Origin of the sequence: Streptomyces griseochromogenes (genome assembly GCF_001542625.1) — a bacterium.
Classification (GTDB): domain Bacteria; phylum Actinomycetota; class Actinomycetes; order Streptomycetales; family Streptomycetaceae; genus Streptomyces; species Streptomyces griseochromogenes.
Genome location: NZ_CP016279.1, coordinates 4,682,384 through 4,699,759 on the forward strand (window position 1 = coordinate 4,682,384; position 17,376 = coordinate 4,699,759).

The 17,376-nt window shown below is 71.1% G+C and carries 13 protein-coding genes; 8 read left to right on the forward strand and 5 right to left on the reverse strand.

The genetic code is table 11. The annotated features are described in order from the left end of the window. Positions 1-36: 36 nt before the first annotated feature. The 4 genes from AVL59_RS55610 to AVL59_RS19845 form a co-directional block, all read right to left on the reverse strand. Positions 37-162, reverse strand: coding sequence for a hypothetical protein (locus tag AVL59_RS55610; protein WP_257785090.1), 126 nt, complete (start codon positions 160-162; stop codon positions 37-39). Between the two features lie 57 nt (positions 163-219). Then, entirely contained in the window at positions 220-2,073 is a 1,854-nt protein-coding gene (locus AVL59_RS19835; RefSeq protein WP_067306215.1) for a S9 family peptidase, read from the reverse strand. Beyond that, a complete protein-coding gene (locus AVL59_RS19840; RefSeq protein ID WP_159399957.1) occupies positions 2,070-3,470 on the reverse strand; it encodes an MFS transporter in 1,401 nt (466 codons plus the stop codon). Before AVL59_RS19840 ends, AVL59_RS19835 begins: the two co-directional genes overlap by 4 nt. Positions 3,471-4,102: 632 nt before the next feature. Next, positions 4,103-4,633, reverse strand: a complete 531-nt coding sequence (locus AVL59_RS19845; protein ID WP_237281887.1) for a GNAT family N-acetyltransferase — start codon at positions 4,631-4,633, stop codon at positions 4,103-4,105. Between the two features lie 165 nt (positions 4,634-4,798). Here AVL59_RS19845 and AVL59_RS19850 point away from each other — a divergent pair, with 165 nt between their 5' ends. The 8 genes from AVL59_RS19850 (at position 4,799) to AVL59_RS19885 (ending at position 15,825) form a co-directional block, all read left to right on the forward strand. Beyond that, positions 4,799-5,005, forward strand: coding sequence for a hypothetical protein (locus tag AVL59_RS19850; RefSeq protein ID WP_067306220.1), 207 nt, complete (start codon positions 4,799-4,801; stop codon positions 5,003-5,005). Between the two features lie 30 nt (positions 5,006-5,035). Further along, positions 5,036-5,461, forward strand: coding sequence for a DUF6233 domain-containing protein (locus tag AVL59_RS19855; protein ID WP_237281561.1), 426 nt, complete (start codon positions 5,036-5,038; stop codon positions 5,459-5,461). A 293-nt stretch (positions 5,462-5,754) separates the two neighbouring features. After that, a complete protein-coding gene (locus AVL59_RS19860; RefSeq protein WP_067317518.1) occupies positions 5,755-6,906 on the forward strand; it encodes a glutathione-independent formaldehyde dehydrogenase in 1,152 nt (383 codons plus the stop codon). A 377-nt stretch (positions 6,907-7,283) separates the two neighbouring features. Further along, on the forward strand, positions 7,284-9,755 hold the full coding sequence (locus AVL59_RS19865; protein WP_237281562.1) for an ATP-binding SpoIIE family protein phosphatase: 2,472 nt from the start codon (positions 7,284-7,286) through the stop codon (positions 9,753-9,755). Between the two features lie 713 nt (positions 9,756-10,468). After that, a complete protein-coding gene (locus AVL59_RS19870) occupies positions 10,469-13,288 on the forward strand; it encodes a lectin (protein WP_079146807.1) in 2,820 nt (939 codons plus the stop codon). Positions 13,289-13,479: 191 nt separating this feature from the next. Beyond that, complete coding sequence (locus AVL59_RS19875; protein ID WP_067306223.1) at positions 13,480-14,295, forward strand: maleylpyruvate isomerase family mycothiol-dependent enzyme; 816 nt, start codon at positions 13,480-13,482, stop codon at positions 14,293-14,295. Between the two features lie 187 nt (positions 14,296-14,482). Next, the gene (locus AVL59_RS19880; RefSeq protein WP_067306225.1) at positions 14,483-15,364 is read left to right on the forward strand and encodes an RNA polymerase sigma-70 factor; all 882 of its coding nucleotides are present in this window, start codon (positions 14,483-14,485) and stop codon (positions 15,362-15,364) included. Between the two features lie 2 nt (positions 15,365-15,366). After that, complete coding sequence (locus tag AVL59_RS19885; RefSeq protein WP_067317523.1) at positions 15,367-15,825, forward strand: SRPBCC family protein; 459 nt, start codon at positions 15,367-15,369, stop codon at positions 15,823-15,825. A 36-nt stretch (positions 15,826-15,861) separates the two neighbouring features. Here AVL59_RS19885 and AVL59_RS19890 read toward each other — a convergent pair whose 3' ends face one another. After that, positions 15,862-17,202 carry an MFS transporter gene (locus AVL59_RS19890; RefSeq protein ID WP_067317525.1) on the reverse strand — a complete coding sequence of 447 codons (1,341 nt, stop codon included), beginning with the start codon at positions 17,200-17,202 and terminating at the stop codon, positions 15,862-15,864. Between the last annotated feature and the right edge of the window lie 174 nt (positions 17,203-17,376).

Genomic DNA, 17,376 nt, shown 5'->3' on the forward strand with positions numbered 1-17,376 from the left:
CGGCCCGTGTGCTCGACGGGCCGGCCGGGCCGTTGTTCACTCCTCGTCGTCGCCGCCCTCGTCGGCGTTGCGGAACGGGATGGTGATCGTGATGCCGATGCCCGGCTTGCGGTTCTCCTCGTCGCCCGCGAGCGGGTCGTTGTGGATGATGTCCTTCTGCACGGTCTTCCTCCTTCTGTGACGGGGATGGTGCTGTGCGAGCCCGGTCCCGCTGTTGCCTCAGCGGGACCGGGGCCCTCCGGCGGGTGCCGGGGGACGTCCGGGGGCGCGCGGCGCCGGGTCGGGCAACCGGTCGCGCAGAAAGAACAGGGACCGGCGCAGGACGGCGACGTGCGTGGCGCCGTCGTAGCCGTCGTGTCCGCTGTCCAGCCACATGGCCTCGTGCGGTACGTCCGCCGCGGCCAGCGCGGCGAGATAGGTACGGATCTGCCCGGGCGGGCATTTGGCGTCCCGGGTCGCGCCGACCACGAGCAGCGGTGCCGTGACCGCCGCCGCGTAGGAGAGGGGCGAACTGCTGGCGTAACGTTCCGGCACCTCGTCCGGAGTGCCGCCGAACAGCCGGATGTCCAGGGCCCGCAGCGCCGGCGTGGTCGCCCGGTGGGCGGTGACCCAGTCGGCGACCGGCTTGACGGCGATGCCGGCCTGCCACAGCCCGGGGCGGGTGCCGAGGGCGAGCAGCACCAGGTAGGCGCCCCAGGACACACCCCACAGCGCGCTCGCGTCACCGGCGACGAGGCCCCGGGAGACGAGCTCGGCGCGGACCGCGGCCAGGTCCTCCACCTGCGTGTGGCCGACTCCGGCGGGGAACGCGCGCCGCCAGCGCGGCCCGTACCCGGTGGAGCCGCGGTAGTTGACGCGGACGACCGCGTAGCCGGAGGCCACCAGCGAGTGCACCGTGGCGTCGTAGGCGTCCCGGTCGTGGTCGGCCGGTCCGCCGTGTACCAGGAAGACGGCGGGCGGCGGCACGCGGCCGTCCCGTTCCGGCAGGCTCAGCAGGGTGTGCAGGCGTCCCCACGCCGTGGACGTCCACCGAGCGGTGTGTCTGCCGGGGACGACGGTCGAGAGGCCGGGCGGGGGCAGTGCCATGCCGTCCGTGGCGTGCGCGACGGGCGGGTGGGCGGTGTCGGTCCACAGATAGTCGACCGCTCCGCCGGTGCGGGGCGCCGCGTCCAGCAGGCTGCCGGCGGGCGTGGGTACGATCCTGCGCGCCCGGGAGCCCAGGTCCACGCGGTACAGCAGGGAGCGGCCGTGCCGGTCCTGACGCACCAGCACCTCGCGGGTCCGCGGATACCAGCGGGCGCTGATCTCCGTGTCGAACGTGCACCAGCGGTGCGTACGCAGTCCTTCCTCCGGTGTCCAGGTGGCCGGGGCGTAGCAGTCCCCGAGGTCCTGGACCAGCAGCAGCTCGCGGTGTCCGGGCCGGGACGAGAAACCTTGGCACCACAGGCCGGTGCCGGACCGGTGGGATCCGGGCACTGCGGAGACGGTACGACCGGGTTCGGGCAGGCCGGGTCCGGAACGGCCGGAGCCGGGCAGTGTGGCGACGGTACGGCCGTCGGTTGTGACGACCGTGACCGCCGCCGCGTCGTCGGCCGACGACGCCAGGGCGATCAGAGTGCCGTCGGGGGCGAAGCCGCCCAGTCGGCACGGTGCGGAGGTGCGCAGCACCTCGTGCGGGGCGCGGCCGCGCCGCCCCACCAGCAGTACCGTCTCCCGTCCGAGGGCGACGGCCGCGACGACCGCTCCGCCCGCGGTCACGGCCAGCCCGCGCGGTTGCCCGGCCGGCGCACCCGGCAGGCCCGGCAGCCGCGGGCCGCCGTCGAAGTGCTGAAACCACCAGCGGCCAGTGTCCGTCGCGTCCTGCTCGAACCACCACACGTAGCCGTCGGCGTCGATCGCGCAGTGGGCCGTGCCGCCGGGGGTGTCGGTGACCTGGCGGGCCCGGCGGGCCCCGGAGTCCCACGTGAAGACCTCGCACCGCCCGCCGGAGTCCGCGGTGAACACCATGCGGCTGGGGTCCGCCGGGCACACGTCGGGGAGGGTTGCGACGAACACCTGGTAAGGGCTGGTCATGACCGACTCCCCGGGGACGATCCGGCAGGGCGGGTGTCCTCGTGCGCGTCCCCGGGGACGGCAGGCCGCAGCACGGTGCGGGCCGTGCGCTGCGTGTGGACCGCGAGCAGGGCCAGGACGGCGCCGCAGGTCAGGGCCGGTGCCCGCGGGCCGCCCCAGGTCACCAGGGCGGCCGCGACAGCGGGCGCCACGGCGGCCGTGACGGCGGTGGCGGATCCGAGTACGGCCCCGGTCCGGGACTGCAGATCCTGAGGGACGGCGAGGACGGCGGCGCCGCCCAGGACGACGGTGACCACCGGAAGTACCAGGCACAGCGCGGAGAAACACAGCCCCCAGAGCCAAGGACGGTCGGCCGCCGACAGCGCGGCACACGGCGGGAGCAGCAGCCACGTGGCCGCCGTCAGCGACCGATGAGCGCCGAACCGTTTCACGATCCGCGCCGCCACCAGCGAACCGACCATGCCCGCCGCGCCGGAGGCCGCGAGCACCCCACCGGTGGTGGCACTTCCCGCGCCGGTGCCCAGAACGAACACCGCGGTATAGAACAGCAGGGCCAACACCCCGCTCGCCACCGACGACCACAGCAGCACGAGTCGCAGCACGGGGGAGTGGACCACGGCGGCGAGGCCGGCCCGCAGCGCGCCGAAGGAAGGCCGACGTGACGCAAGGGGCTCTTTGCCGACCGGAGCCGACGATGCGTCGGGCGAGGATAAGGGCGTGCCTGGCGAAGCCACGTCAACGCTCGGAGAATCCAGGGGAGTACGAATGGCCCGCACTCCGAGAGCCGCCATGGCGTAGGAGACCGCGTCGACGGCGAACGGCAGGAAACGGCTCAGACCGAACAGGACGCCGCCCAGTGCCGGTCCCGCCACCAGCGCCGTCTGATCGCCCGCCTGGACTCCGGCCACGGCACGCGGCAGATCGTCCGGCGCCGCCAGCCGGCTCAGGGCCCCGCGCGCCGCGGTCTCGTAGGCCGTCGCGCACAGGCGCTCGGTCAGAGCCAGGCTCAGCAGGACCCACGGGGGCGGGTGGCGGAGACAGCAGACGGCCAGGCCCGCCATCGCCAGCGATGCCGTCAGCGCCGAGCCGGTCATGAGGCGGCGCCGGTGGCCCCGATCGGACGGTACCGCGATGAGCGGCCCGAAGAACACACCGGCGAAGGCGGCCACGCTGGCGAACACGCCCGCTGTGCCAGGGCCGTGGCCCAGGTCCAGGAGCAGAAGCGGGAACACCAGCCCGGATGCCTGGCTGCCGAGTCCGTCGACGGCGTTGACGCACCACAGGACGGCGACGTCGCGTCGGCTGCCCGCACGGGACGCACTCCGCGGCGGGAGGGGAGCGGCGACGGCCGCGGACGGCGGCTCCTCGTCGGCGGTACGCCGCGGTGGTCGAGACACGTCGATCTCCTCCACCCCCTGGATGTGCTGACAGTCCCCCGTGAGAAGGCCACCGGAGCGCCTACGCGGAAACGGCTGCCGAACCGAAGAATCTGGTCATCATGTGAGAGAAATGTGTACGAGATGCGAAAGCGAGCCGGAGCCTAATCACCCGGGCGCGGCGGGAACAAGGGTCCGGAAGCTCCCCGCCGCTCGCTCGCCGCGCCGGATATGGCCGACAGTCGACTGGCCGAACGCGCGCGCCGAGGTCCCCTGTGGCATGCCTCGGCCGGCGCGCGCACAGGGCGCGGCGAACCGCTCCGGCGCTTCGCGATGGTGTACCCGGAAGACGACAGCGGTCTGTCCCGCGCCCTTCGGGCAAGGGTCGATCCGGCGCAAGCCATGAAGGCCGTACGCCTTCACCGGCCCGGACGGACGGTCATCGGCCTCCGGGAACCCGCGTGCGTGGGGGCGTTGCGGCGCCAAAGGAAGGCGTTCCCTGCCAGGGGCACGTGCCTCCGTATCCGCGCCACGCTGTTTCGGCGAGCGGCTCGGCGCGCTCGCTCGGTGGCGGTCGGCGCGAGCGCGTCACATTGGCCGACAATGCCCCCCAACAGAACCCAAACAGCAATCAACCATTCCGCCAGAGGGAGTCAGGCCGAGGGGCCCACATCGAGGCGCAGACGTACATAGTTCGCGTCGCAGGGGCCGGGCCGATGGTGCCCGTCGGGCATCCATCCGTGCCGGGCATAGAACGCCTGGGCTCGGCTGTTGCGTTCCCACGCTTCGAGCACCCCGGCCGTCAAGGACGCGTCGCGGAGGAACCGTACGAACGCCGCGTGCAACTGGCTGCCGATCCCCTGTCCCCAGCGCCCTGCACGGACGTGGATCTGATAGAGCTGAGCGGCGGAAGCGGCGTCCATGTCAGGGTCCAGCGGAGGGCCCATCGCCAGGATGCCCACCATCTCGCCTTCGCGCACGGCGCACAGCACCGTCTTGGTGTCGTCCTGGACGGCACGCATCCACATCTCCCGTCGGCTGGACCGCCCCTCGGGAGAGGTGAGCTCCGTCTCCGAATGTCCACCTGCCTGGTAGTACGCGGTGCGCGCCTGCGTGTGGAGGTCGGTGATCTCGTCCAGGTCGTCGAGGTTCGCCGTTCGCAGCGAGGTCTGGAAAGTCGTCACGATCAAGAGACGCTCCTGCTTCGATACGCAGTTTCCCACCCCGCTGTTCCGCCCGCCGACGGGGCGGCTGCTCTGGTTGATCCCATCTGGGCCCGAGGGTGGATTGCCCTGCCGTGCCCGTGCCGCCGGTGGCGCAGAAAATCGAACACATGATTGAATCTGGCCATGCGGCCGATTCCCGACGACCTCACCCAAGCCCTGGAGGAGTGGCACACCACCTACCGCCGGCTGGCGGCCGAGCCACGCACCGCGCTGCGGCGAAGGCTCATCCGGCTGTCGGCGCAGGTGCTGTTCCATCCGTACTGGGACGGCGGCCGGCGGACGGCTGCGCGATCGAGCCTGTACACGGCGTGGCAGGAGAGAAGGAGCTGACCATGTGCGTCGTCCCGTGCAGGGCGGCTGGTGCGCGTCTTGTCGCAGCTGCCGCCTGATCTGCCCCGGCTCCGGATGATCCTGGCTCACCTCGACCGGCAGATCGCGGAGAACCACACGATCGGCGTCTACCTGCGGCTCCAGCGGGACGCCGTACGGGAAGCCCTCGCCCGCGCGGAACACCGGCCCCCGCGGCGGCCGAGCCGGGCGAAGGGCGGGGGAGCACTGCCCGGTTTCACGCCCCTGCCCGCGGCGGGAGTGGGCTTCGTGGTGCAGCAGAAGCGGACGCCGACGGGGCCCGAGCCCGCCCTGATCCACCTGGTCGACTGCAGCATGATCGAGGGACGGCCGCACCGGATCAGGGCCGACGAGGCACGGGCCGCGCTCACCGACCCGAATGTCGAAGCCTGCCGGCGATGCCGACCGGACACCGAGCTGGGTATCGACCTGGCGTGAGCGACACGACCGCTCCCGGCGCGTCCGGTAGCGGCGCCGGGCGTACGGGCGGACGGAGGACCGCGTTGTTGCAGCGGTGCCTGGCCCAAGAGCCTGATCGACCGCCCCGGACGTGGTGCCGCCGACGTGGGTTGCAGCCCCCGCCCCAGGGGCGTTACCTGGAAGTACCGGCGGTGAAGCGAGCGCGTGAGGGCCACGGCACAGTCCGAGGGCCCGCCTTCGTGTGTGTGCCCCGCCAGCGGCTTTCTGTCCCTCGCCGCCGTCGTCCAGCGCTCGACGCGGAGGTGATCCAGGTGAAAGCCGTTGTCTACGAGAAGCCCTTCAGCGTGACGGTGAGGGACGTCGATGATCCGCAGATCCAGCATCCGAACGATGTTCTGGTACGGGTCACGTCGACCGCCATCTGCGGATCCGACCTGCACATGTATGAGGGCCGCACGGCGGCCGAGGCGGGCATAGTCTTCGGACACGAGAACCTCGGGATAGTCGAGGAGGTCGGCACCGGTGTGACCTCCCTGTCCCAGGGGGACCGCGTCGTCATGCCGTTCAACGTCGCCTGCGGATTCTGCAAGAACTGCCTCGCCGGAAAGACCGGTTTCTGCCTGACGGTCAATCCCGGTTTTGCCGGCGGAGCCTACGGTTACGTGGCGATGGGCCCCTACAAGGGCGGCCAGGCCGAGCTGCTGCGGGTGCCTTTCGCCGACTTCAACTGTCTGAAGCTGCCGCCGGGCAACGAATTCGAGACCGACTTCGTGCTGCTCGCCGACATCTTCCCGACCGGATACCACGGATGCGAACTCGCCCAGGTGTCCCCCGGCGAGAGCGTGGCCGTCTACGGCGCGGGACCTGTGGGCCTGATGGCCGCCTACTCGGCACTGCTGCGCGGCGCGGCGAAGGTGTTCTCCGTGGACCGGGTGCCCGAGCGGCTCGCCAAGGCGGAGGAGATAGGGGCGATCCCCATCGACTTCACCAAGGGCGACCCGGCCGAGCAGATCAAGGAACAGACGAACGGAGAGGGAACCGACAAGGGCGTGGACGCCGTCGGGTACCAGGCCCAGGCACACGACGCCAGCCACGAGGAACCCGCCATCGTCCTCAACGAGCTGGTCATGACGGTCCGGCCCACCGGCATGCTCGGCGTCCCGGGCCTGTACGTGCCGTCCGACCCGGGTGGACCCGACGAGCACGCCAAGCACGGTCAGCTACTGGTCTCCATCGGCAAGATGTTCGAGAAGGGCCAGCAGATGGGCACCGGACAGTGCAACGTCAAGCGGTACAACCGCCAGCTGCGGGACATGATCATCGCCGGGCGGGCCAAGCCCAGCTTCGTGGTCTCCCACGAGATGTCGCTGGAGGAGGCCCCGCTGGCCTACGAGAAGTTCGACAAGCGGATCGAGGGCTACACCAAGGTGGTACTTCACCCAGGACACGTCCTCGCCGCATGAGGCACGGGTCCGGGCTGCCCACGGGGGCGCCCGGACCCCTGGGCCGGGGCAGGCCCTGTCTCGGTGCCGCGTCCCGGATCAGACCCCGTGATCCGCAAAGCCGTTGAGAGAACCGATCGCTCCACAACCAGGGCCGCCACGATCCCCTGCCGGGGCCGGTGGCGAGAACGGTGACGAGCGGAACGGCGCCGCTCCCCGCCGCCGCCCCATGGTCGCTCACGGCAAACGGAACACCGTGCGCATCCGGACGTCACCATGCGTGACTCACCCTGCGTGAGGGCCGCGATGCCGCCACCGGTACGCCGTAGTCCGGTACGTCGTCGCGCCTTTGGTGTGAGAGCCTGGTGGCGGGGTCCGCCTGTAGAGGGGACCGGATCATGGGCGTGTGGGGCCTGCCATACGGCGACGGCGTGGCCGACGGCGTGGTCGATCCGTTCGACTTCGCTACCGCCGCGCTGGTGATGGTGGACGCGGCCGGGCTGATCGAATGCTGGAGCGCGGAAGCCGAGAAGCTGCTCGGCTACAGCTCGGCGGACGTACTCGGCCACCCGGCCTCGGCCGTGCTGGACAGCCAGGACGGACTCGCGGCCCTGGTCGAAGGACGGCTGGTGGCCGACAGCTGGGAGGGCCGGATCTCGGTCCGCCACCACGGCGGTCACAGCGTGGAACTCGGACTGCGGGTACGAGCCCTGCGGGTGCCCTGCGGGCGCGGCGGCTGGATCGCCGCCCTGTGCAGCGCCGCCGCGCTGCAGCGATGGGAACTGGGCCAGGCGACGATGCAGGGCCTGCTGACCCAGTCACCGATCGGCATCGCCGTGCTCGACACCCAGCTGCGGTGCGAGTGGTGCAACGAGGCGCTGGCCACCATGGAGGGCCTGCCGGCCGAGGAGAGCGCTGCCGTGCCGGAGCGGCACCGCGGAGGGCTTCCGGCCATCGAGCGACAGGCCGGACGGGCGCTGGCGACCGGGGAGGTCCTGTCGGCCGTCGAACACGAGGCACCCCAGCCCGGAGTGACCGGCCAGGTGAACGCGGAGCACCTCAGGCTGCGCACGTCCTTCCCGCTGCGGGCCCGGACGGGGGCCACCCTGGGCGTGTGCCAGACCGCCATGGACTTCATCGACCGCGAGCGCGACAAGGGCCGCAGGCGGCTGGTGCTGGTGAACGAGGCCGGCGAACGCATCGGTACGACGCTGGAGCTCGGGCGTACCGTCGAGGAGCTCGCCGAGGTTCTGGTGCCCCAGTTCGCCGACTTCGTGGCGGTGGACCTGGTCGACGGCGTACGGCCTCCGGAAGATCTGGCCACACGTCCGCGCAAGGGCCAAGGCGGTCTCTACCGCGCCGCTCACCTGTCGATCCGCTCCGACGACCCCGAGGCGGTCGTCGCGATCGGCGCGCCGACCCACTATCCGGCACAGTCCCCGCAGAGCCGCTGCCTGGCAACAGGCCTGTCCGTGCGGGACGCGGACGTCTCGGCGTCGACCGCCTGGCTCGACGGGGATCCGCTTCGCCTGGACGCGTTCCGCCGCATCGGCGTCCATTCGCACATGGTCGTGCCGCTGCGCGCGCGGGGTGTGACCGCGGGCGTGGTCACGATGCTCCGCTGGGAGAACCCGGACGCCTTCGACGAGGACGATCAGCTCCTCGTCGAGGAACTGTCCGGCAGGGCGGCGGTCTGTGTCGACAACGCCAGGCGCTTCGCCCGTGAGCACAGCGCGGCGCTCGCGCTACAGACCAGTCTGCTGCCCCCTGCGCTGCCGGACCTCAGCGCCGTCGAGGTCGCCTATCGGTATCTGCCGGCGGATGCCGAGGCCGGGGTGGGCGGGGACTGGTTCGATGTCATCCCTCTTTCCGGTGCGCGCGTCGCGCTGGTGGTGGGGGACGTCGTCGGGCACGGCATCCACGCGGCGGCGAGCATGGGCCGGCTGCGCGCGGCCGTGCAGACGCTCGCCGACATGGACCTGCCGCCCGAAGAACTGCTGACCCACGTGGACGACCTGGTCCTGCGGCTGTCGGAGGAGGCCGAGGCGGCCTCGGACGGTGTGGTCATCGGCGCGACCTGCGTCTACGCCGTGTACGACCCCATCGGGCGCAAGCTGTCCGTCGCCCGGGCCGGACATCCCAGCCCGGGACTCGCGCACCAGAGCGAGCCCGTCGAAATCCTCGATGTCCCGGCCGGTCCTCCCCTCGGACTCGGTGGTTTCCCCTTCGAGTCGGTCGAGTTCGACGTGGAGGAGGGAAGCGTCATGGCCTTGTTCACCGACGGGCTGATCGAGGCGTCCGACCACGACGTCGATGCCGGCCTGGAGCGCCTGTGCTTCGCGCTGGCCCACCCCGACCGGCCGCTCGAGGAGATCTGCGACACGATGGTCCGTACGCTCCTTCCCGACCGTCCGCGCGACGACGTGGCGTGCCTCGTGGTGCGCACCCGCGGCCTGGACTGCGACCGAGTGGCCACCTGGGACATCCCCTCGACTCCCTCCTCGGTCGCCGAAGCCCGCAGCGAGGTGGTGGCACAACTCGCCCGGTGGAACCTGGACGACATCGCCTTCACCACGGAGCTGATCGTCAGCGAACTGGTCACCAACGCGATGAAACACGCTCACGGCCCCATCGGCCTCCGGCTGATTCACGATCGGACCCTCATCTGCGAGGTGTCCGATGCGAGCAACACCTCCCCGCGGCTGAGGCGCGCCCGGTCCTCCGACGAAGGCGGCCGCGGGCTGTTCCTGGTTGCACAGCTCGCACAGCGCTGGGGCACGCGCTACACGACACCCGGGAAAACGATCTGGACGGAACAGCCGCTGCCCGCCCGCGCTCACGACGTCACACGGGCCGCGACCGCTGAGTAGCGCACGCCCGCTGCCCGCCGGTTCGGCGCCGGGGGAGCGGCAGCGGCGGTGACGTCTGCGGCCCACGCGCCCGACGAGGTGCCGTCCTCACGCCTGCTCCGCGTGCGCCCGCGAGTCCCTCGGTCTGCGTGACCGACGGAGCGTGCGCCATGGCGGGAAGCCGCGCCTTGTCTCAACTGTCCGCAGCCGTCGCGGTGATGAGTGGGTGGTCTTCCCGTGCGCACGGGAGCGGAACAGCCGGTGTATTGACGTGTGCACGACCGATGGATACGTTGCCCCAGTGCTCCGAGTCGGACCGTCGTCCGGCGGAGACGTCCGTTCACTGTGAGACAACGTTGTCAAGGCGGTGATCTCGAGTTGAGTCATTGCGTGGTCGGCGATCTCGCGCACACGGCCTCGCCGTCGCGGTCCGCGGTCGAACCGGCATCGGGGCGCGGCCGCGCCCCGAGCCCGCCCCAACTCATCGCGCCCTGGCTCCCATTGGCATCGCACTCGCAGTGAAGCCGTCCCTCCGGGTCCCGCGACTCCGGGGACAACGTTGTCGCCCGCATGCACCGCTGACCCGCACCGCATGCCGGACCTGTGGCACCTCCGGCCCCCGGCCGGACCACAACTCCGTGACCTGACGGGCCCCGTCATCCCCGCGCACCGGGTCGCGCTGCCTCGTCCGGCTCGCCGTGCTCCCGAAACGCGTACCCCCAGGAGGTAGTCCGATGTCTCTGATTCCGGCCGGCGGCCGCCGTCGCGGCCCACACGGACGAACGGTCCGCGGCCGCCCGATCCGGCTCGCTCTGGGCGTCGGCGCCGGCGCCGTTCTGCTGGGCGCGTACGGGTTACCCGCGCCCGTCGCCTGGGCCGCGCACCCGGTGCCGGCGAGAGCGGCGAAACTCGTGTCCTCGCCGGCTGATCTGGTCGACCCCTTCATCGGCACCACGAACGACGCGAACGACTTCCCGGGCGCGGACGTCCCGTTCGGCATGGTGCAGTGGAGCCCGGACACTTCATCGCGTCCGCCCGGTGGCGGGTACGAGTACAAGGACTCGTCGATCACCGGATTCAGCCTCACCCACATCGCGGGACCGGGCTGCGGGGCCGCCGGTGACGTGCCGGTACTGCCCACGGTGGGTGCCGTCGACAACACGGCGACGGCCTCCTTCTCGCACGCAGGCGAATCCGCGCAGGCGGGTTCCTACAAGGTCGCGCTCGACAACAAGGTGACCACCGAGCTCACCACCACCACGCGCAGCGGCATGGCACGCTTCACCTTCCCCCCGACCTCTCAGGCCAACTTGGTCTTCAAGCTGACCAGCAGTCAGAACAGTGGCACTTCCACCCAGTTCGACGTCGTCTCCGGCACCGAGGTCAGCGGTCAGGTCACCAGCGGAAGATTCTGCGGCGCCCGGAACACCTACACCGTCTACTTCGACATGGTCTTCGACCGGCCCATCGCCTCCAGCGGCAGTACGCTCGCCCACGCGACGAAGCCCGAACCGTCACCCGAACGCGCCGGCCAGAACGCTCCGGAGGAGCCGAACAGACCGCGGCTTCACGGTGTGATGCCGAAGGCGCCCGCAGGCAGGGCGGCGCCGGACGCCGCCGCGAACGCGCATGTCACCTTCGACACCACCACGCACCCGGTCGTCCAGGCCAAGGTCGGCATCTCCTACGTCTCCGTGGCGAACGCGGTCGCCAACCGGAGCGCCGAGAACGCCGGGTGGGACTTCGACGGCGTCCGCGCCAAGGCCCACCAGGCATGGGACACGGCACTCGGCAAGGTACGGATCGCCGGCGGCGCGGCGGACCAGCAGCGGATCTTCTACACGGCGCTCTACCACTCGCTGCTGCACCCGAACGTCATCAGCGACACCAACGGCCAGTACTACGGATTCGACGGCACGACGCACCAGGTCGACACAGGACACCATGCCGCCTACGCCAACTACTCCGGCTGGGACATCTACCGCTCCCAGGCCCAGCTCGAAGCGCTGGTGAGCCCCGAGGCCGCGTCCGACACCGCGCAGTCGATGACCGACGACTACGCCCAGACCGGCATCTTCCCCAAGTGGTCGGAGAACAACGGCGAATCGTACGTCATGGTCGGCGACCCGGCTGCGGCGATCATCGCCGACTACCACGCTTTCGGCGCCCGGGACTTCGACACCTCCAAGGCGCTGTCCGGCCTGCTGAAACAGGCGAGCACCACGAACAACGACCGGCCGGGCCTGAACTACCTGGACACCCCGGGCTACGAACCCCACGACGGCAGCTACGGCTGCTGCAACTTCTACGGCCCGGTCGCCACGACCCTGGAATACGACACCGCCGACTTCGCCCTCTCCGCCTTCGCCGGCGCCCTCGGCGACACCCGCAGTCGGCAGACGTACGCCCATCGTGCCCAGGACTGGCGCAATGTGCTGAACCCGGACTCCGGCTTCGTCCAGCCCCGCAACGCCAACGGCTCCTGGACCAGTGGATTCTCCCCCACCAGCGGCACCGACATGGTGGAGGCCGACTCATGGATCTACTCGGGCATGGTGCCCTTCAACGTGGCCGGACTGGCCACCGCAAAGGGCGGCGACAAGGCGATGAACGACTACCTCGACACCGTGCTGCGCAGCTACACCGGCGCCAACGGCTACGCCTGGGTCGGCAACGAGCCGAGCGTCGAACTGCCCTGGGAGTACGACTACATCGGCGAGCCCTACAAGACGCAGGCCACCGTACGCTCGATCCAGGACGAGATCTGGTCCGACACCCCCGAGGGCCTCGCCGACGGCAACGACGATCTCGGTGAGATGAGCGCGTGGTACGTGTGGTCCGCGCTGGGCATGTATCCGATGACCCCCGGCACCTCCGATCTCGCCCTCGGCTCGCCCCTGTTCTCCCAGGCGGTGATCACCCTGCCGTCCGGGAAGACCCTGACGATCAACGGCGACGGCGCCGCGGACGACGCACCCTATGTCCAGTCCGCTACGTTCAACGGGTCCGCGTGGAACAACGCCTACGCGCCCACGACCGCGATCACCTCCGGAGGCACGCTGTCCTACACGCTCGGCACCAGCCCCAACACCGGCTGGGCGACCCAGGCTTCGGCCGCCCCGCCCTCCTACCCCGGTGACACGGCCGCCCCGCCCAAACCGCGCGTGGGTCCCGTCAAGGCGGGCGTGGACTCGGCGCAGTGCGTCGACGACGCGGGCTCCGGCACCGCCGATCACACCGCCGTCCGTCTGTGGGCCTGCAACGGCACCTACGCCCAGGACTGGACGGTCGCGACCGACGGCACCCTGCGCACCCTCGGCAAGTGCCTCGACGTGACGAACAGCGGCACGACCGACGGAACGCTCGTCCAGCTCTACACCTGCAACGGCACCGGCGCCCAGCAATGGACGGCGGGCGCCGACGGCTCACTGACGAACCCGCACTCCGGGCTCTGCCTGGACGATCCCAACTCCTCCACGACGCAGGGCACACGGCTTCAGATCTACACCTGCAACGGGACCGCGGCGCAGAAGTGGACGCTGCCACCGGCCTGATGCCCCGCCCGAAGCGACCCCGTCGCCCGCACCCAGCGCAGGGCTCGCGGTTCCGCTCGCCGGCGGAACCGCGAGGTCCTTCACTGGTACACGCGGGCGAGGGTGTCACCGGGATTTGTGTTCGAGTGCACTCCAACATCCACACTGATCGTGAAGGGGCGTCCGCCCCTGGCACAGATTGGTGGGAGCACATGGGCAAGACGAGCAGGGCGGGGCATCCTCTGCCTTACGACACGTACCGGCAGGCGATCGAACGCGAGACGCTGCGCTTCGCCGAAGCGGTGTCGGGAGCCGACCCGGCGGCTGCGGTGCCCTGCTGCCCGGATTGGACCCTGGCCGATCTCACCCGCCATGTGGGAGCGCTGCAGCGCTGGTTCTCGGTGCTGCTGACCCAGCTGGTGCAGGAGCCCCCGCGCAGCCGGGACGTGGAGCTGGGGCTGCCGGAGACGGCGCGGGAGTATGCCGACTGGGTGGCAGCGGGCGTACCCCAGGTGGCGGCCGTGCTGCGGGCCACGGACCCTCAGGCCGCGATGTGGGCCTGGGGTGAGGACCAGCACGCGCGCTTCTGGGCCCGCCGGATGCTGTTCGAGACGCTGGTGCACCGGGTGGACGCGGAGCGCGCCGTCGGCAGGGAGCCGGACATCGACGCCGAGCTGGCGGCGGACGGGGTGGACGAATTCCTCGTCAACCTGCGCCATGCGGGGCTCTTCGCCCCGGCCGTCACGAAGCTGAACGGGGCCGGCGAGACCATCGCGTTCCGGTGCGCGGCCTCCGACGGCGCGAGCGGCGAGGAGTGGCGGGTCCGGCTGGACGCGGACGGCTTCCGTCTCCTTCCGCCCGCCGGGGGCGATGACGTCGAGTCCGAACGGCCCACGACGGCGGTTCGCGGACAGGCGGCGGATCTCCTGCTGCTTCTCTACGGGCGGCGGACGTACCAGGATCCGGCCTTCGAAGTCTCCGGAGAGGCCACGGTCCTCGATCGCTGGTTCACCCACACGGCCTTCTGACCCGGTCCGGCCCACACCCCGGACACTCCGGTCTCCACGGACCGGAGCTCTCCGGTCGGCGCTGTGAAGCGGATCACAGCGGCGGACTGTCACACATTCCCCGCGCGGCGTGTCCCCATGGGCAGCCGATGAAAGGAGCCGGGTGTGAGGCCGGGGTCACCGAGCGCGCTCACGGGGGAGACGGGCCATGCCTGAGGACGCCTTCACCGAGCACCGACCGCTGCTGTTCACCATCGCCTACGAGATGCTGGGCAGCGCCACGGACGCCGAGGACGTGTTGCAGGAGAGCTACCTGCGCTGGAGCCAGGTCGATCCCGCCACGGTCGAGCATCCACGCCCCTATCTGGTGCGCCTGGTGACCCGGCAGGGTCTCAACCACCTGCGTGCGGTCAGGGCGCGGCGAGAGGAGTACGTCGGAACCTGGCTGCCCGAGCCGATCCGCACCGCACCCGAAGTGAGCGACGACGCGACGCTGGCCGAGTCGGTGTCGATGGCCGTGCTGCTCGTCCTGGAGACGCTGAACCCCACCGAGCGCGCGGTGTTCGTCCTGCACGAGGTGTTCGGCTACGCCCACGGCGAGATCGCCGCCGCGATCGGCAAGACGGAGGTGGCCGTCCGGCAGACGGCCCATCGCGCACGCCGTCATGTCCTCGCCCGGCGCCGCCGTTTCGAACCCGACTCCGGGGCGACGCGCGAGATCATCCAGCGATTCCTGCGCGCGGCGGCGACCGGTGACATCCAGGCGCTGATGGACCTGCTGGCGCCCGAAGTGGTGTCGATCTCCGACGGCGGTGGGAAGGTCGCCGCCGCCCGCCACCCGATCACCGGTCGCGCCGACGTCACCCGCTTCGCCCTCGGCGTGGCACGCACCGGCGCCGCGAGCGTCCCCGTCGAGCACGCCACCTACAACGGCATGCCCGCGGCACGCTTCCTCATCGGCGGTGAACTCGACTGGCTGCTCGCCTTCGAGATCCACGAGGGACGGATCACCGGGCTCTACGGGATTCGCAACCCCGACAAACTCCGCAGTGCCGACACAGTGCTTCGGCTCGACAGAAAGGGACCGTGACCGTGGAGACCGTGACCGTTGAGCGGCTCATCGACGCCCCGATCGACGACGTGTTCGCCTGGCTCACCGCGACCACCAACTACACCGGTTCGCCCCTGGTGCTGCGCTGCGCCCTGACCCGGCAGGGCCAGGGCGCGCCCTACGGCGTCGGCGCGGTGCGCAGTCACCTGTGGGCGATCGGCTGGTTCCGGGAGCGCATCACCCACTACGACGCGCCGTATTGCACCGAGTACGTCGTCGATCGCAGCCTGCCGCCGTCCAGGCACGAACTCGGCCGGATGACGTTCACCGAGGAGGCCGGCGGCACCCGGGTGTGCTGGACCACCCGCGCCGAGGTCAGCGTCCCCTTGTTCGGACCGTTCCTCACCAGGCGCCTCATGCGGCCCATCATCGCCGGTACCTTCGGCAACATCCTGGACGCGGCCGACACCGCGTTGACCCGGACCTCGAGCCGGCGGTGACCCCCTGTTCCACCGCCCGGTGACCGGCACGCGGTCCTACGCCGTCTTGGGCTCGGCCGGTACGCAGAGCCATGCGAGGCCGGCGGCGGTCAGGTAGGCGAGCGCGCCGATGGCCATGCTGGTGCGCAGCCCGGCGCCGTAGCTGCCCGCCGTGGCGAGCAGGCTGCCGCCGAGTGCCACACCGGTGGCACTGCCGATCTGGCGCGTCGTGTTGAACAGGGCGGAGGCGGTCCCTGAGAACGCCGCGGGGGCCGCACCCATCATGGTGGCGGTCGAACCGGTGAGGGCGAAGGAGGTACCGAACCCCGCGGCCATCATCGGAGCGACCAGCAGCGCGTAGGCGGGTTCGGGTCCCGCGGCCGCCCAGCCGGCCAGACCCAGGGCGGCCAGGAGCATGCCGGAGACCACCAGCGGACGATCGCCGGTGCGGCGGGACAGCCGCCCCGACAGGACGGAGGCGAAGGTGGTCATCGCTACCGCGGGGAACAGAGCCACCCCCGTGCGCAGGGCGCTGAAACCGCGCTGGTGCTGGAACTCCAGGCTGGCGGTGAACACCATGCCGTAGAAGCCCAGGTTGAACAGCATGCCGATGACGGCTCCACCGCTCATCGCACGCGAGCGCAGCAAGCCCGGCGGAAGGACGGGAGACCGGGCCAGCCGCTCACGCAGCGCGAACGCCCCGGCGGCCAGCACGGCCAGGCCCGCTCCGGCGAGCACGGCCGGATCGGACCAGCCCCGCCGTCCGGCCTCGTTGAGCGCGGCCGTCAGCAGCGCCACCGCCGCCACGACCGCGCACTGCGCAGGCCAGTCCAGGGCCCGGTCGGAGTGCCGGGGCGAGCGCGCCACATGCCGCAGCGTCAGCACCAGGCAGGCGACGCCGACCGGCAGATTGATGAGGAACACCCAGCGCCAGCCCACCGTGGAGACCAGCAGCCCGCCCAGCAGCGGCCCCGCGGAAGCGGCGATACCCGCCATCGAGCCCCACAGGCCGAAGGCCCGGGACCGTGCCGGCGGCGACGGGTAGGCCTGCTGGAGCAGGGCCAGCGAACCCGGCACGATCAGTGCCGCGCCGAGCCCTTCCACCAGCCGGGCCGTCACCAGGAAGAGGGCACTCGGCGCGAGCGCGCAGGCGGCCGAGGACGCCGTGAACACCGTCACGCCCAGGCAGAAGACCCGGCGGTGCCCCAGCCGGTCGCCCAGTGCGCCGGCGGTCAGCAGGAACCCGGCGAAGACCAGGGTGTACCCGTCGGTGATCCATTGGATGCCGGTGAGCGAGGCGGGCAGTTCCCGGCCGATCACCGGCACGGCGACGTTGATGACGGTCACATCCAGGATCACCATGAAGTACCCGGCGCACACCGCCAGCAGCGGTGCCAAGGCCGCCACGTCTCCCACTCCCTCCCGTCCGCGGAGATCCTTTGCAAAAGCCACATTAATGCATATATGGATGGCAGGCGGGGAGCCGGGCGGACGCACATCACCCCTGGAACGGGCCGGCACGGCGCACGCGCAGCGCTCACGGCCGCGGGCGGTCCGTGAGCCTATAGTCGG